The 15,766-nt window shown below is 54.6% G+C and carries 15 protein-coding genes; 8 read left to right on the forward strand and 7 right to left on the reverse strand.

Going from position 1 to position 15,766, the window contains the following annotated elements; all coding sequences use genetic code 11:
- Positions 1-32 precede the first annotated feature (32 nt).
- From ACZ495_RS05050 to ACZ495_RS05065, 4 genes are all read left to right on the forward strand, one after another.
- A complete protein-coding gene (locus ACZ495_RS05050; protein ID WP_296985842.1) occupies positions 33-587 on the forward strand; it encodes an HIT family protein in 555 nt (184 codons plus the stop codon).
- Positions 588-736: 149 nt separating this feature from the next.
- On the forward strand, positions 737-1,174 hold the full coding sequence (locus tag ACZ495_RS05055) for a LapA family protein (protein WP_012624811.1): 438 nt from the start codon (positions 737-739) through the stop codon (positions 1,172-1,174).
- 133 nt (positions 1,175-1,307) lie between these two features.
- Complete coding sequence (gene mutS / locus ACZ495_RS05060; RefSeq protein WP_464262754.1) at positions 1,308-4,091, forward strand: DNA mismatch repair protein MutS; 2,784 nt, start codon at positions 1,308-1,310, stop codon at positions 4,089-4,091.
- Positions 4,084-4,500: a DnaJ family domain-containing protein gene (locus ACZ495_RS05065; protein ID WP_012624809.1), complete on the forward strand. Its 417-nt coding sequence runs from the start codon at positions 4,084-4,086 to the stop codon at positions 4,498-4,500. The genes mutS and ACZ495_RS05065 overlap by 8 nt, the downstream gene beginning before the upstream one ends.
- Positions 4,501-4,987: 487 nt before the next feature.
- Here ACZ495_RS05065 and ACZ495_RS05070 read toward each other — a convergent pair whose 3' ends face one another.
- The 4 genes from ACZ495_RS05070 to rimI form a co-directional block, all read right to left on the reverse strand.
- Positions 4,988-5,653, reverse strand: a complete 666-nt coding sequence (locus ACZ495_RS05070) for a Smr/MutS family protein (protein WP_232088714.1) — start codon at positions 5,651-5,653, stop codon at positions 4,988-4,990.
- Between the two features lie 507 nt (positions 5,654-6,160).
- On the reverse strand, positions 6,161-6,544 hold the full coding sequence (gene secG, locus ACZ495_RS05075; protein WP_041724793.1) for a preprotein translocase subunit SecG: 384 nt from the start codon (positions 6,542-6,544) through the stop codon (positions 6,161-6,163).
- Positions 6,545-6,597: 53 nt separating this feature from the next.
- Positions 6,598-7,365: a triose-phosphate isomerase gene (gene tpiA, locus ACZ495_RS05080; protein ID WP_012624805.1), complete on the reverse strand. Its 768-nt coding sequence runs from the start codon at positions 7,363-7,365 to the stop codon at positions 6,598-6,600.
- A 17-nt stretch (positions 7,366-7,382) separates the two neighbouring features.
- Positions 7,383-7,856 carry a ribosomal protein S18-alanine N-acetyltransferase gene (gene rimI / locus ACZ495_RS05085; RefSeq protein ID WP_041724050.1) on the reverse strand — a complete coding sequence of 158 codons (474 nt, stop codon included), beginning with the start codon at positions 7,854-7,856 and terminating at the stop codon, positions 7,383-7,385.
- Here rimI and ACZ495_RS05090 point away from each other — a divergent pair.
- A complete protein-coding gene (locus ACZ495_RS05090; protein WP_464262755.1) occupies positions 7,855-8,370 on the forward strand; it encodes an NUDIX hydrolase in 516 nt (171 codons plus the stop codon). The genes rimI and ACZ495_RS05090 overlap by 2 nt on opposite strands.
- A 55-nt stretch (positions 8,371-8,425) precedes the next feature.
- Here the strand turns inward: ACZ495_RS05090 and ACZ495_RS05095 are convergent, their stop codons facing one another.
- From ACZ495_RS05095 to ACZ495_RS05105, 3 genes are all read right to left on the reverse strand, one after another.
- On the reverse strand, positions 8,426-9,211 hold the full coding sequence (locus ACZ495_RS05095; RefSeq protein WP_012624802.1) for an inositol monophosphatase family protein: 786 nt from the start codon (positions 9,209-9,211) through the stop codon (positions 8,426-8,428).
- A 523-nt stretch (positions 9,212-9,734) separates the two neighbouring features.
- Positions 9,735-10,760 (reverse strand): rod shape-determining protein, encoded by a 1,026-nt coding sequence (mreB, locus tag ACZ495_RS05100; RefSeq protein WP_394027528.1) that lies wholly within the window; start codon positions 10,758-10,760, stop codon positions 9,735-9,737.
- Positions 10,761-10,762: 2 nt separating this feature from the next.
- On the reverse strand, positions 10,763-11,800 hold the full coding sequence (locus ACZ495_RS05105; protein WP_041724792.1) for a GAF domain-containing protein: 1,038 nt from the start codon (positions 11,798-11,800) through the stop codon (positions 10,763-10,765).
- A gap of 271 nt (positions 11,801-12,071) precedes the next feature.
- On the opposite strand from ACZ495_RS05105, the gene ACZ495_RS05110 reads away from it, so the two are divergent.
- From ACZ495_RS05110 to ACZ495_RS05120, 3 genes are read left to right on the forward strand one after another with little or no spacing between them, the layout of a single operon-like run.
- Positions 12,072-13,790, forward strand: coding sequence for a hypothetical protein (locus tag ACZ495_RS05110; protein ID WP_464262756.1), 1,719 nt, complete (start codon positions 12,072-12,074; stop codon positions 13,788-13,790).
- Positions 13,787-14,545: a 16S rRNA (uracil(1498)-N(3))-methyltransferase gene (locus tag ACZ495_RS05115; RefSeq protein ID WP_012624798.1), complete on the forward strand. Its 759-nt coding sequence runs from the start codon at positions 13,787-13,789 to the stop codon at positions 14,543-14,545. Before ACZ495_RS05110 ends, ACZ495_RS05115 begins: the two co-directional genes overlap by 4 nt.
- Positions 14,542-15,765, forward strand: a complete 1,224-nt coding sequence (locus ACZ495_RS05120) for a replication-associated recombination protein A (RefSeq protein ID WP_012624797.1) — start codon at positions 14,542-14,544, stop codon at positions 15,763-15,765. The genes ACZ495_RS05115 and ACZ495_RS05120 overlap by 4 nt, the downstream gene beginning before the upstream one ends.
- Position 15,766: the final 1 nt, after the last annotated feature.

Genomic DNA, 15,766 nt, shown 5'->3' on the forward strand with positions numbered 1-15,766 from the left:
CCTGATGATCAGGCGGTGTATAGAAAAAAACTATGAAACAATTGTGGGCACCTTGGCGTATTGAGTACATTCTTGGACCAAAGCCGGACACCTGTGTGTTCTGTCTTCCCGCCGGCCCCCAGGAGGACGAACAGCGCCTCGTCCTTTACAGGGGGCGGCATGCCTTTGTCATCATGAACAAATTTCCGTATAATAACGGGCATCTTATGGTTTGTCCTTACAGGCATGTCATGAACATTGCCGACCTGGACACTACTGAAACCCATGAAATTATGGATCTTCTTCAAATATGCGCCACAATATTAAAGAAACACTTTAACTGTGAAGGTATCAATATCGGCCTCAATCAGGGCGAAGCTGCCGGAGCTGGAATCAGGGAACACATGCATTTTCACCTGGTCCCGCGTTGGAACGGAGACTCGTCCTTCATGGCGGTCTTTGACGAAGTGCGTACAATGCCTGAACACCTAAGCCGCAGCTATGCGGCGTTGAAACCATATTTCACGAATGGCGCTTTGGCTGGGGAGCCATACAGCGCCGGTTCCTCGCCCCATCAGGAAGGTTGCAGTCCGCAGCGGAACAGTTGACGGAATCAGTGGCGAAGGAAGTGTTTTTTACGCCGGGCGGCGTAAAAAATTCGGCTGGAGAGCGCAAGCTGTGCCCCTCATGGGCGGGCGGCATTCTCAAAAAGCCCGTGAATTTTTTGAGATAGCTTTAGCCTGAGAGGAGTGTGTCTATGCGGTATATCAAGGTTCTCTTGCTGGCCATCGTCTTTTTTCTTGCCCTTGTGTTCTTTTTTCAGAATCAGGGGCCTCTTTCGCAGGACATGGTGTTGACGCTTCACCTTTTCTTTATTCCGCCCATGCATTCCATTCCGCTGCCGTTCTATTTTCTGGTGATTGTAGCTTTCGCCCTGGGCGCGCTGCTCACCCTGAGCTTCCTTGTATGGGACAAGCTGAACCTCTCGGCCCGCCTGATGAAGCACAAATGGCACATCAGCAGCCTTGAACGCGAAATGGCCCAACTGCGCAAAAAGGCCGACATGGAAACTGCAAAGCGGAGCTTTTTTCATCGGAACAAGGAAAAAACCGATGCCGTGCAGCCGGCTCCGACTGTAGCCAGGCCGGTTTCAACCGCGGAAGAATCCCTTGCTCCTGACCCTGACAAGCAATAGCCGTTTCTGTTTTCCGGGCACTGCTGAAAAATCACGGCGGTGTCGAACAGCGGAGCAGGCCACGCGATATATGCTGGCTGCTCCGCTGTTGCTCACGCGGATCTCACACTCCCTTTTGCCATAAAGCACTGCCATGTCTGAACCCACTTTCAAGATGACCCCCATGTTTGAACACTACATGAGCATCAAGGCCGACTACCCTGATGCTCTGCTTTTTTATCGCATGGGCGACTTTTATGAGCTTTTCTTTGACGATGCAGAACTTGCGGCGCGTGAACTGCAGATAACCCTCACCAGTCGCAGCAGGGACCCGAACAATCCCATCCCCATGTGCGGTGTTCCCTGGCATGCCGTAGACACGTACGTGGCGCAGCTTGTGGACAAAGGCTATCATATTGCCATCTGCGATCAGGTAGAAGACCCCAAAACCTCAAAGGGACTGGTGAAAAGAGCTGTAACCAGCGTCAAGACTCCCGGAACCGTCCTTGATGACGCCAACCTGAGCACCAAAAGCCATAACTACCTTGGCGCACTCTGCCCCGGAAGCGACGCTGAAAAGGGCGGCTTTGCATGGCTGGACGTTTCCACCGGTCAATGGTCAGGCGTGGATTTCAGACGACAGACAGAGCTATGGCAGTGGGTGCTAAAAATGGCCCCCCGCGAACTTCTTGTGCCTGAAGGTTTCCAACCGCCCGCCCGCACTTTGCTTGAGGGTATACGCCTTGTGCGCCTGCCGCTAAGCCGTTTTGATCTCAAACGCTCTACCGAACGTGTGCTGGCTGCGCAAGGAGTGCGTGAAGCCGCCGCTCTTGGGCTTGAAGGCCGTGAGGAAATCATGCGAGCGTGCGGCGCATTGCTTGCATACCTTGCGCAAACACAAATGCGCAGCCCTGAACACCTGCAGCCCTTCCTGCGCCTGGATTTGAGCCGCAGACTTATTATCGATGAAGTTACAGAACGCAATCTGGAAATTTTCACCCGCCTGAACGGGCGCAAGGGCAAGGGAACCTTGCGCCATGTGCTGGATGAGACCATGACGCCGATGGGCGGCCGCCTGCTGGAAGACATGTTGCGCCACCCCTGGCGGGAAATTTCCCCCATAGTTCGTATCCAGGACGCTGTGGAATGGTTCTATGTCGATGACGGCCGCCGGACCGCACTGCGCGAAGCTCTTAACGGCGTATATGATATGGAACGCCTTTCCACGCGCATCAGCCTCAATCAGGGCAGCCCACGCGACTTTATAGCCCTGCGCAACAGCCTGGCTGCCCTGCCGCAAATTTTTACAGATCTTACCGAACCCACAACGTCTCTCTTGCTGCGCCCGGATCAGGAAAAAGACGCCTCAGAAAACACTTCGCAAGAAAACGGCCTTACGCAGCCCCGCGCCCTGACCGAGCTTCTCAAGACCTGGGACGCTATGGAGGACTGCGTACAACTTCTGCAAAGCGCCCTTGTAGACAACCCGCCACCGGTCATTACTGACGGAGGCCTCTTTAAAAGCGGCTATAACGCCGAGCTGGACAGACTGCTGGACCTGGCCGAGCACGGCGAACAAAAACTGCAAGCCATGCTGGCCGAAGAACAGTCAACCACGGGCATTGCCAAGCTCAAGCTGGGCTATAACCGTGTGTTTGGCTACTACTTTGAAGTGTCACGGGCCGCCCACAGCGGTACTGTGCCTTACCACTTCATCCGCCGCCAAAGCCTTGCCAATGCCGAGCGCTTTACCACTGAGGCCCTGAAGAATCTTGAAGAAGAGCTGCTTTCCGCTTCAGACAAACGCAAGGCGCTGGAATATACCCTGTTTCAGGATTTGCGCCAGCATATGGCCGATCAGCGGGAACGTATCGCCCACATGGCTCAGCTGATAGCACATCTGGATTATTGGCAAAGCCTTGCGCAGGTAGGCCGCCTGAACAACTGGTGCAGGCCCGGGCTTGAAACTGACGGCAACCTGACCATCCGCGAAGGGCGACACCCTGTGGTAGAAGCCATGATCGGGCGCGCCAATTTTGTCCCCAATGATTTCAGGCTGGATGAAAAGCGCCGCCTGTGCCTGCTTACCGGTCCCAACATGGCGGGCAAATCCACCGTGTTGCGTCAGGTAGCCATCATATGCCTTCTGGCACAGATGGGGTCAATGGTTCCTGCCACATCTGCCCGCCTTGGCCTTGTGGACAGACTTTTTTCCCGCGTAGGTGCTTCTGACAACCTGGCACAGGGGCAGAGCACCTTTATGGTGGAAATGATGGAGACTGCGCGCATTCTGCGTCAGGCCACAAAGCGCAGCCTCATTATTCTGGATGAAATAGGCCGCGGCACCAGCACCTATGACGGAGTGGCTCTGGCATGGGCCATGGTCGAAGACCTTTCCCGTCGCGCCCAAGGGGAGTTACGCACCCTCTTCGCCACACATTACCACGAACTTACTGCCCTTGAAGGCCGGGTAGATGGCGTTTTTACAATGAACATTGCCATCAGCGAGTACAGCGGTGATATTCTTTTCCTGCACAAGCTCGTTCCCGGCCCTGCTGACAGAAGCTATGGCGTTGAAGTGGCAAGACTGGCTGGCGTACCCGGCCCCGTAGTGCAGCGTGCCAGAGCCATTCTGACAAATCTTGAACGCGGACGTGATGTAGCGCGAAAAGCGGTTGTTTCGGCCGTGTGCCTGCCTGGCATTGACCTCCCTGAGACCGGCCCCGAAGAAGACATGCCTGTTCTGCAGGCGGCTCCTCCACGATCCGAACATCCCGTGATAGAGTTGCTGCGCCAGATCGAACCGGAAGAATTAAGCCCTCTTGATGCCCTTAAAACACTTATGGAATGGAAAAAACTCTGGGGCGCACAACCCGGAAGCGCGGAGCAAGGCGAAAGCCCCGACAAACACGACGAAGGAAAAAACAGCCGTGGCTAACGGCAACCCATGGTCCGCCCTCCAGTTCATTGCCGAGCGGCGTATCGAGGAGGCGCGGTCCCGAGGGGCCTTTGATAACCTGCCGGGGCAAGGGCGCCCTCTTGAACTTGAAGATATGAGCCATGTGCCGGAAGACTTACGCATGGCCTACAAAATTCTGCGAAATGCCGGTTATCTGCCTCCGGAATTGGCGGAGCGCAAAGAGCTGAACCGGCTGGTTGATCTGCTGGATCAATGTGAAGACGAGCAGGAACGTGTACGGCAGATGCAAAAGCTCCAATTTATGGTTGCACGCACCCGTATGCGCTATCAACGGCACATGTGTATCGAACAGGATGATCCTTATTACGACAGGCTGCTGGACAGGATATGCGCCGCTGGCAGGCCCAAAAGACTGTGTAGCGAATAGTTCCAGAGTGCATGTATCATTGTCGCAAGCGCTGCAAATCAAGACAGAGCCAACGACCAGAAACCTGTCAATCATACCGGTAACATCGTGCCTAACTCCGTTTTCCCCGGGTACAGCTTTCATGCCCGCCGCCTCGCTGCATACTGCCGCCTGCCTGCATAAAATAATCCCGAGGCAATTAACGCTTGAAGTTCCCGCCCTGTTTTCGTTTGGACCGGCCACCCGGTGGGCGGCAAAAGAAGTCTGCCAGGACCTGTCCCCCTCCGAAGCCCTTTTTGCACTCTTTCTGGAGAGCCTCCCTGGATTTTTAATTATCATGCAGCCGGCGAGGGCTGCGGGGCTTCTTCTCTTCGTCCGGCTCTCTCTCCACGCCGCCACTGCCACCAGCGATACCGGCCCGTGCTGGATAATGGGAGTCACGTACGGGCCAGCCCGTTGTATTGTAACCGCCTCGGGCTAGCCAAAGACTGTTCAAGAATTATCTGCCCTAATACAGGTCGGAATCCGCTGGCAATCGTTCCCAGTAAATACGTCCTTTTTTGCGATATTTCCGCAGTAGTACATAAACGCTGCCAGGCCCGCCGTCATGTGGTTGCGCCGTGCAGAATGCCAGCACTACCCTTTTGAGTGGTTCCTGGGTCAGCCAGAGTTGCAGCTTTTCGCGCAAGATGCCGATGCCGTCAGGCGAATTGCGTCCACGCCCGGGAACGACCAGGACGGTACGCAATCCTTTATACCAACTGCCACGTAAAAAACCTCGCAGTGCTTCAAAGGCCTGTACGGCGTTAAGGCCGTGCAGATCAAGGTGGCCTTCCGGGCTGAGCGAACCTGCCCGCAGCTTGTTCATTATCATCTGGTCAAGCCCGACCACATGACCTTCAATGTATTCATCCGTAAAGGACAGGGCAAATTCCAGTTTGCCCTCCATAAAGTCCTGCAAGCTAAGCTGCCCTTGCGGTGGCGGAGTTCCTGCCTCAGGAGCAGGGGCAATGTCGCGGCCACGGCCTTGAAGGGGTTGCACCTGCCCCATGGCCTGCATAAAAATGGCGTCTTCATCTTCGCTTCGGCTGGAATTACCATTCTCTTCAGCCGCATCTGCGCAAATTTCCTTAATTTTGCAGGTATGACCGGGCTTGCCGATATTTTTTTTCATACCCGGCCTCTCCAGCCCACGGCCCTGCAACGAGTTTTTTTCCGGTTCAGAAGAATTTTTTCGAGCAGCAGCACATATGACCGAATTATTTTTTTTGCCTTTGTTTGTGGACTGTTGGCATGGCAAAGAACAGTGCTCCTCAAAAAGAAACGTGCCGGAGTGCTCCGTGTTTTTTTTCTTTCTTTTTGCGCCACCTTTTCCCGCAGGACAGACCAGACCAACAGCATTCAAAAAAAGCTCGCAATCTTCGGTATCGAGGCTGCCACCAGCCGTTGCGGTCTGCCCTCTAGACAGGCTGGCATGGCTGATACGACGCGACCTGTCCTGAGCGAAGCCGTTGCCAGGTTGACGCTTTTTATCTTTGTCCGGAAATTTTCCGGCAGCAAGAGAACGAAAAGGGTTTTCGCCAAACGATTCGGAGTTGCTCACATTTCACCTCCTGCTAGAAATTGCCTGAAAAAAAAGCCGCGGCACGCCGCGGCTTTTCAGTTTGATCGGGAGAAAGTCTTATTGTCCCGCAGGCGCTGCCGGAGCCTCGGCAGGAGCACTCTGGGTTTCAGCCGGCGCGGTCGTGCCGGGAAGTGCCGACTCAATCGGCGCAGGAGCCGGTTTCGGCGCAACGGGATCCTCAATCTTCACGTTAAGAATTGTAGATTCGCTGCTGGGGCGCGAGCTGCTCACATAGGTATAGCTCAGCGAAGTGATGACAAATATCACGGCCATGAGCGTGGTCAGCTTGGCAAGTATGCCGCCAGCGCCGCCGCTGCCGAAAACAGAAGTATTGCCTCCGCCGAATATGACGCCCATGCCCTCCTTGCCCGACTGCAGGAGTACAAGGATAACAAGCAACACGCATACAATGATATGCAGCGTAAGAATAAGAGTCTGCACGTATTCCTCCTCGCCGTCCGGCCACAGCCCGATGGCGCGCCAGAAGTTGGGCATCAGGCCCCGATAATTTGTAAGAAGCTTTGCGCCTCTAAAGAGGCTCCTCCTACCAAAAGACCATCCACATTGTCAAGGGCGATAAGTGCTCCGGCATTATCCGGTTTTACGCTGCCGCCATACAAAATCGGCAGTTTTTTGCCGGAATCACCCACAAATCTTTCAAGCAAGGCCCGCGTAACGCCGTGCGCCTCACGTACTTCACCAGGGCCAGCCACCTTGCCTGTACCTATGGCCCACACGGGTTCATAGGCGATGGCCAAGCGCCCCGGCAGGGTTTCACCAGCCATACCGTCGGGTCTGGCTTCAAAAAAAGCCGTCAGCTGCCGCTCAAGTACAGCATAAAGGCTGCCCTGTTCACGCTCTTCAAGTTTTTCCCCTATGCAAAGCATGGTTTTGAGGCCATGGCTAAGGGCAAACACAGCCTTGCGGGCCACAAGCTCATCACTCTCGCCAAAGACATGCCTGCGTTCGGAATGTCCGGCAAGCACCCATTGCGCCCCGACATCACGCAGCATATCAATAGAGATTTCACCCGTAAAAGCACCTTCCGGCGCGGGGTAAAAATTCTGCCCGCCCACAGCCAGCCCTTTTTTACCGTCAAATACACGAGCTACGCTCTCAATGGCGGTAAAAGGCGGAAAGACGATAACTTCGCGTCCCGCAGGTAAAATTTCGGGCAAAACGGCCGCAAGCTCGCCAGCGGTTGTGGCGGCCTGAGTACGGTCTTTGTACATCTTCCAGTTTGCAGCGATAATCTTGTGCATACATACCCCTTGCGGCGTTAAAGCTGACAGGAATTCAGCTCGCACTGATAAATAAGGGCGTCTTCCCCCGTATCGGCATAATACTTACGGCGCAGGCCGACGCGTTTGAAGCCGCAACGTTCGTACAGGCTAATGGCTGGCGTATTACTATCCCGTACTTCAAGCAGAATTTTATGCATATCCATTTTACGCGCCAGACGCAAGACAGTACGCAGGATGCGCAAACCATGCCCCTGTCGTCGCAGATGGGGCCGCACCGCCAGATTGAGTATTTCCAGCTCGTCTTCGGTGTGGTAGATGGAGATATAGCCCACAAGGTCATTCTCGCAACCCAGGCCAAAAGCGGCAAACGCTTTTTGCCCGAAGGCGGCGCGACATTGCTCTTCAGACCAGGGCAGAGTAAAACACTCCCGCTCAATGGCGGCCATTTCCACCGCATGCCGCGCATCGAGCCGCAACATGCGCCACACTTGCCCCGTGGGTATACTCATGAAAACGATTCCTTACACCGGCCTGAAAAATCCTGCCCACAGCCTCGAGGTGGTGGACAATGAAAACAGGCCATTATGCATACTGCCTGACGAAGACGTCATCCGCCAGCGCCTGCCGCATCGCGCGGTGGCCTTGCTTGTGAGCGATAGAAACGGCCAAGCCCTGTTGACACGGAGCAGTCAGGGCTGGTGTTTTTCATCTCATGGCCGCGTACCAGCAGGCATGGCGTGTGAATACCGCGTCCGGGAAATTTTGCTCAACGACTGGGGCCATGAGGGAAAACAGATTTCCGCCCTTGGACTCATAGCCCCAGGCCTTGAAAATGCCATGACCTTCTTACATCTGTTTACGGCCAGACTGCCGCGCACCATCATTGCCGCCAAGGCCGCCGACCGGGACCGGCACCTGCTGGTGGATCGGGATGAACTCAAGGGGCTGGGTACGCACTTTGCTGACCTTCTTTCTCCCCTTATGCGCACTGCCATACAAAGACAGTATCTTTTCCCTGCATGACGACTCCACCCACCCCGCTCCTGGGAGATGTCCACAGGGTATCTATCAAAAGTCCTCAGTTGGTAGAGCTTAGCAAGTCCACGGCCAGAGCGTGCAGGCGTCCGTTGCTGGCAAGCAAAGGTTCGCCAAATTGCAGCGGATCGCCGTTAAGATTGCTTACACGCCCGCCCGCCTCTTCGACCAGCAGCATGCCAGCAGCGTAGTCCCAGGGTTTGAGTCCGGCCTCATAAAAAATATCCAGCTTGCCGCAGGCCACATAGGCAAGGTCAATGGAGGCCGCGCCGATACGCCGCACTCCCTGGGCAATGGGCAACACCAGGGCAAGCCGCTCCATAACCTCAGGCAGGCGCGCCGCAATATCATAGGGAAAGCCCGTACCCACAAGAGCGTCCCCCAGGCTGTCTACCCCGCTGACTGCAATGCGTGAATCATTACAAAACGCACCATACCCACGGGCTGCCCAGTAACAACGGCGCAGCATCGGCACGTTCACAACCCCGAGTTCAACCCGTCCTTGATGCCATAACGCAACAGATGTGCCGACCTGGGGGATACGGTGTACGAGATTTGTCGTGCCGTCCACAGGGTCGATAATCCAGCAGGTATCTTTGGGGGCAGAATCTTCCTGGCTGCTTTCTTCAGCCAAAAAGCATGCTCCTGGTACAAGGTCCGCGAGTTTTTCTTTCAAAAAATTTTCAACAGCCAGATCAGTCTGGGTCACCAGATCAATACTGCCCTTGTGACGGACATTGCTGGGCTGAAACCAGTGTTCACGCACGATTTCGCCGCTTTGCAGCACGATATCTACGCAGCGCTTGCGAATGGAATTAACATCAATCATGGCAAATCCTTGGACATTGGCTGACAGGATATGGCCGCCGGCCGGACGCTCCGGCCATAAAAGCGGTGAAAAGGCATCACAGTTGCCCATTGTCTATGCAGCGTTGAACCGTCCCAGGGCAATATATTCTTTGCACAATATGAAAAAGTTTATCACCGAAGGCCATCAACCGCCATGTGCAAATTTTCAGCATACCCGCATGTGAATCAGACAACACCGCTTCCAGCTGCTTGATTTGTGCTTTTAAGATCGTCGATCCGCAAGTGTAACAAGCTGTTAAACGCTATAAAGCAGCAAGCGGCCTGATCTGCTGAACTGTAGGCAAACATTTTGATACATCCACCATGGTACGGCAGGCAGCATAAAAAATTTTTGCTATGTGCCGGCAGCATGTACTCTCAGCGGATCAACTTGAAGCTTCGCTTGATGTATACATCAGGACAGGCAACGGGAAGGCCGCGCAAATGTTGCAAACTCTTTTCGCGACAGGCGGTGTTCTTGGCGCAAGAGAAGTCGAGGCAATCTAATTGATAAAAACGGAGCGGTATGTTTCCCGGTCAAGCATCGCTCTGGCAGTGCCGCGCAGTACGGTGGTAAGCGGATCCCTGTCCACAAAAACCTTGAGGCGGGTTTCGCGGGAGATATACTGATCAAGCCCCTTCAGCAGTGAACCGCCGCCAGCCATGAGCATGCCGTTGCGGTAAATATCTGCCGCCAGTTCTGGAGGTGTTTTTTCGAGAGCGCGCAGGACAACTTCCAGAATGGCCTGTACAGGCTCACGCAGGGCCTCTCGAATATGCGCTTCGGTTACCTTGACTACGCGCGGGCAGCCACGCACCATGTCTTTACCTGAAACTTCAAGGATGGGTGCATTGGGCATGGGAACAGCCGCCCCAATGATTTTTTTAACGTTTTCAGCGGTATTGTCACCCACTTCCATACGAAAGGCGTCACGCATAAAACGCTGCACCGCCAGATTCATCGTGTCGCCAGCCACCCGGACGGACTGGGAGTTGGCAACACCCGACAGCGTAATAACAGCCACTTCGCTTGTGCCGCCGCCAATATCCAGCACCAGGTTGCCCAAAGGCTCATGAATGGGCAGGTCAGCCCCTATGGCAGCGGCCATAGGTTCTTCTATCATGGAAATATCAACAGCCCCCGCCAACATGGCGGAATCGATGACAGCCCTTTTCTCTACCTGGGTAATTCCGGTGGGGATACAGATGGCCATGGACGGCCTGACCAGACGCAGGCCGCTGATGGCCTTTTGTACAAAATAGGAAATCATGGCCCGAGTGACGTCAAAATCAGCAATAACGCCGTCTTTCATAGGCCGTACGGCGCGGATACTCCGTGGTGTGCGACCGATGTATTCCTTGGCGGCAGCTCCCACAGCCAGAATTTTGCCCGTATTCGCATCAAGAGCCACTACCGAGGGTTCATTGACAACAATGCCATGCGCCCTGGTGTAAAGCAAAGTATTGGCCGTACCCAGGTCCATAGCGATGTCTTTGGACAAAAAGCGGAAAAGACGCCGCAAAAACATGACTAATATTCTTTCTCTGGTGGCATGGGAGCACTATCCGGGTCATACGCCTGGGGTCCGTCGCTGTGCACTCTGGCCTTGGGCAGCATGCCGCGAAGACGGACCTTGAGATACAGATTTTCAAGAAACAGGGCCAGATGATCAACAGCCTGACGCACAAAACTGCGCATGGATTCATCAATCTGCCGCGGCTGCGTATGTGCCAGACACAAAACGCCGCGTGTACTCTTGTTGACCATAACCGGCATACAGATGGCAGCCTGAAAATCCGGCATATCAGGCAGTTTGCCGAAAAGCACCGCCGAGGGCGCACCTTCTACGCCTTCGGCCATGACAGGCTGGTCATTACGAAAAACCCAGCCCGTGATACCGCTACCCATGGGCAGAATCAACGGTTCCTGTCCGTCAAGCAGCAGGCGTACAGATTCGGCCTCAACGCAGTATGTTTCGCCCGGCGTATCAACAGAGGCAAAAGCACAGTAGTCAAAACCAGTGGCTTCGACCATAATGCGCAGATAGTTTTGCAAAAATTGCGGCCAGCGTTTGTAGCGGAAGCGCAGATCCTGAATAACTCCCAGTTCCACAAAGTAGCGCGGGATATCCCCGGCAAGCTCCTGACGTCCCCTGCTGCCCTGCTGGCGGGCCACAAGCTCGGCGAACATCTGAAGTATCTTGTGATCTTTGTCAGAAAAGGAGTACTGCCTCTTACTGTCAACGCATAATGCGCCGCCGGTGGGCACGGGGCAGCCCATGAAAGCCTTGATGTTGGCTTCTTCGCCACCGGAATAATAGCCAAGATTGCTCTGACGCTGGTCAAAATTGGGAACGAGCAGCGGCTGTCGATTGCGCACAATCCAGCCTACCAGCCCCTTGCCGGGCAGCACGGTGGAATTGCCGCCGACCTTGTCTCCCAGGCTGAACGAGGCTGCCAGATGATGCAACTCGCCTTCTTCATCGGGCAGGAACAATACAACGGAATACGCGTCAAAAACGCTGCAAACGATACTGAGTATATGCTTTTCCAATGTGTTTTCAGTCATGATGATGCGGGTTTTATGGTGAGGCGGGCTGGCCGCGTGAATATATGGGAAGCACATTTCTTGTAGCAAAGCGTACCGCCCCCGGCAACTGCTTTTGCGCCGTTTCAATGCAGAGACCCAGCTGTTTTCGGGGAGACAGTCAATTTCAGCCATTCCGAAACAGGCCAAATGAGCCAGTATTGCGAAAAACGCTTATTTACCTGTAGTGACTACTGGAATTATTTTTAAAATAAGTATAAAAAATTAAAAAATCAGGTATCAGGATACGCGGATGATAAAATGGCAAGAGGTCTTCAGCAAAAATGGTCACCCCTGGAAGGACGCAACCTGCCTGTCCGCTCCGGTGGCCATAAGCGACCTTGCGTCACTCAAGTATTTTCTTGATGCCGTACACATACGATTTTGCCTGGTAAAACCGTATCAGGAAAATAAAAACTACCCGATTGTCGAAGGGCGTGAACTTCTACCCTCTTTTGACAATGACATGTTTGAATATAAAGACCTGCCTGGCTTTGCCATGGTGGCCTTTGCCCGCCAGCTCGACTATTTCTCTGAAATATTCCAGTTCGACAAGCTCCACCCCGTAATAACAGAAGGTGAAGGGGCCTCCTGCCCACTGGAAAATCAGGTAATGGGGCAAAATCTGCAAACCCTTGCCTCCCGTCTGCCGCGTATGCACCAGGAGGTATTCCGCCACCAGTTTCGTTCCACTGACACGGTGCTGCTTGAAAATTATCCGGCATTGATGCCCTACCTGCTCAATATGGACAGGGCACAGGTTTTAGCCTGGGATGCTGACAACCAATTTCATCTTGCTGGAATTTTTGCCTCTTTTCCTTCCGATATTGATAGCGAACTCAAGCGCTTCGGCATACGCATAGGCAAGTTTGTCTATGGTGACAGCGATATTTATGAGCGAAACCGCATGTTTGTCTATCAATACCTCATGGAGCTTTACGGTTTCCCCATTGTGTCTGAACGGCGTACGTCCAGCGCCCTATTCTCCCGCAAACTCCACAAGATGGGCGAGCATTTTCTTTTGCGCGTTCTCGGTCAGACAGACAGGACCATTACAACGTATACCGCCACCGGGGAAAACATGCGGTACCCCCTGCTGGAAAAAGTGGCTCTGGTGGCTGTGGATGCCGATCACGACGAGGCGCTTGAAATTATTGACCGTGACGGTTTTTTTCTCGACAAACCCCGGCGTGTGGTCATCTTGCGGGTACGATACCGCCAGCACAGCTTTGATTCCAGCAACGTGCGCCAGGACCGTGCCCTTTCTGTGGTGGCCCAGGAAGTACTGCATCCGCTCACCGGCGAACCGCTCAAGGGCCTGAATCTTATCAAAGACACTTCGAATATGTTTTTGCGCCTTAATGACATTGTGCGGGGCGAGTTTACCGGGCGAATCATCTTCAAGCGCACCGAGGTAGTGGAAAACACCGATACCCACGAAAAACGCCTTAAGTTCCTGTACAGCTGGCTCACCAAGCACCAACGCCGCATGATCAGTTACAGTGACGAGTTTTTTGCAAATGTCAGCAAGGTGCTGTGCAACTACCTCTATTCACCTGACAACGACGAAGTGTTTGACGGGCTGCGTGAGCTTTATCAAGACGTATGCACGCGCTTCAGCTATATCCAGCAAGCCAGACGTGTGCGCATTCTTGAGGACCTGTGTGCCCGCACCTGCAAAGGCGTACACATCACCTATCGGCAGATGATGAGTGAAGCAGTGGCCCTGCTCAACGAACTGAAATTCGAGATCGTCAACTTCTTTCCGGCGCTGGTTGACGCTGTTATTGACTGCGTTGAAAAAATTTTGCGAGACCGCTACCTTCAGCGCCAGTATCTGGAACCGCCAGAGGACAACCTGACTCCTGCCGGACTGGAAATTCGTAAGAACTACGGACGCCTCGTCTCCCTTCTGGATGGCTTCAAGGCCGTGCGGAAGGCAAGAACAGGCAAGGAAAACATTGTAGCATGAGTTTAGCTTTTTTTTACCTTGCTCCTGAAAAGTGGGCAAAGGAAGTTTGTCTTGAAGACCAGGAAGCCCGCCACCTGAGTCAGGTTTTACGCCTTGGCCCCGGAAATGAGGTGGGCCTGCTGGATGGTCGGGGCCGCAAAGGCCGCTTTATTGTACGCAAGGCAGGCAAAAAAAACGTCCAGCTTGAATGCATCAGCGAAGAGCGTCTGCCACTGCCCGAAGCCCGTGCGATAATAGCCCTTGCGTTCAGCAAGGCTGTACGCCGGGGATTTTTCATGGAAAAGGCCGTAGAGTTAGGCGCTCACGGCATCTGGCTTTGGCAGGGCGACCACAGCCAGGGCAAACTTTCAGCCGCAGCCGAAGAGGCGTGCCATGGTCAGCTTGTGGCCGGGGCCAAACAGTGCGGCAACCCCTGGCTGCCCGAAATACGTGGTCTCGCCAATGGGGTTGACGAACTGGCAACTCTTGCCGCCGGGGCCGATCACCGGATTTTGCCGTGGGAGGCACAGGATAATGTACCCATGCTTACCCCCGCCCTGGCAGGCCAGCCGGGTCTGAGCGTGTATGTCATCGGGCCTGAAGGCGGCTTTTCATCACGTGAGCTGGATATGCTCAAGCGGTCCGGGTTTGTTGCGGTAAGTCTAGGCGCCCGTGTGCTGCGTTGCGAGACAGCGGCCACCCTGTGCCTGGGGCTGCACTGGTGGGCCTCGCAACTGCCGGAAAAGAGCTGTCCAGAAATGGAGCCTGGGGCATGAGTGTAAGCAAGCCCCTGCCTGAGCGCATGCGCCCGGATGATCTGGCCCTTTTTCTTGGGCAGACGCATCTCGGCAGCCGCCTTCGTTCCCTCATGCAGGCCAAGCGTCTGCCGAGCCTGCTGTTTTTTGGCCCCCCGGGTTGCGGAAAATCCACACTGGCCCTTTTGCTGGCCAAGGGCACAGGAAAAACTTTTCTGCGCCTGAGTGCGCCCGAAGCCGGATTGCAGCACCTGCGACGGTCGCTTTCAGGCATTGAAATTCTTGTGCTGGATGAACTGCACCGCTTTTCCAAAGCCCAGCAGGATTTTTTTCTGCCCCTGGTGGAATCGGGTGACCTGACCCTGCTCGCCACAACGACGGAAAATCCTTCCTTCAGTGTAACGCGACAGCTCCTTTCACGCTTGCATGTGCTCCGCCTCCGCCCGCTGGGCCGTACAGAACTTGTAGAGCTGGCACGCCGCGGTGCGATGGACCTGCAGGTGGAAATGCCTGACGAGCTGGCCGAACTTCTGGCAGGAGTGGCCCACGGAGATGCGCGCACACTGCTGAACCTTGTGGAATATGTGGCAGCCCTGCCCTCTGATTTGCGCGAGATCGAGCATATAAAAGCCGCCCTGCCCGAAGTGCTGGTGCGCCACGACAAGGACGGTGACAACCATTACGAGCTTGCTTCAGCCCTCATCAAGTCCATTCGTGGAAGTGATGTGGACGCGGCCCTCTACTACCTGGCCTGCCTTCTTGAAGGCGGCGAAGATCCCCGCTTCATCTGCCGCCGCCTTATTCTTTCCGCCTCTGAAGATGTGGGCCTGGCCGATCCCAATGCCTTGCAGCTGGCCGTGGCATGCCAGCAGGCCGTAGAATTCGTCGGCATGCCAGAAGGCTTCATTCCGCTTGCGGAAACTGTGACCTACCTGGCGCTGGCGCGCAAAAGCAATGCGACGTACGCTGCGTACCTTAACGCGCAGCGTGAAATCAAGCTCAACGGGTCGCATCCGGTTCCCCTTCACCTGCGCAACCCTTCCACGCAAATGCATAAAGAATGGGGATACGGCAAAGAATACAAATATCCCCACAACTATCCGGACTCCTGGATTCAGCAGACCTATCTGCCGCAAGAACTTGAAGGACGGCGTTTTTACCAGCCGCGCGATAACGGCGAAGAGCCTCGCCTCACGCAATGGTGGCGCAGGCTGCACAAAATCAAAAAGACGGAAGAATAGG

This window comes from Desulfovibrio sp. GTC20076 (assembly GCF_055385905.1).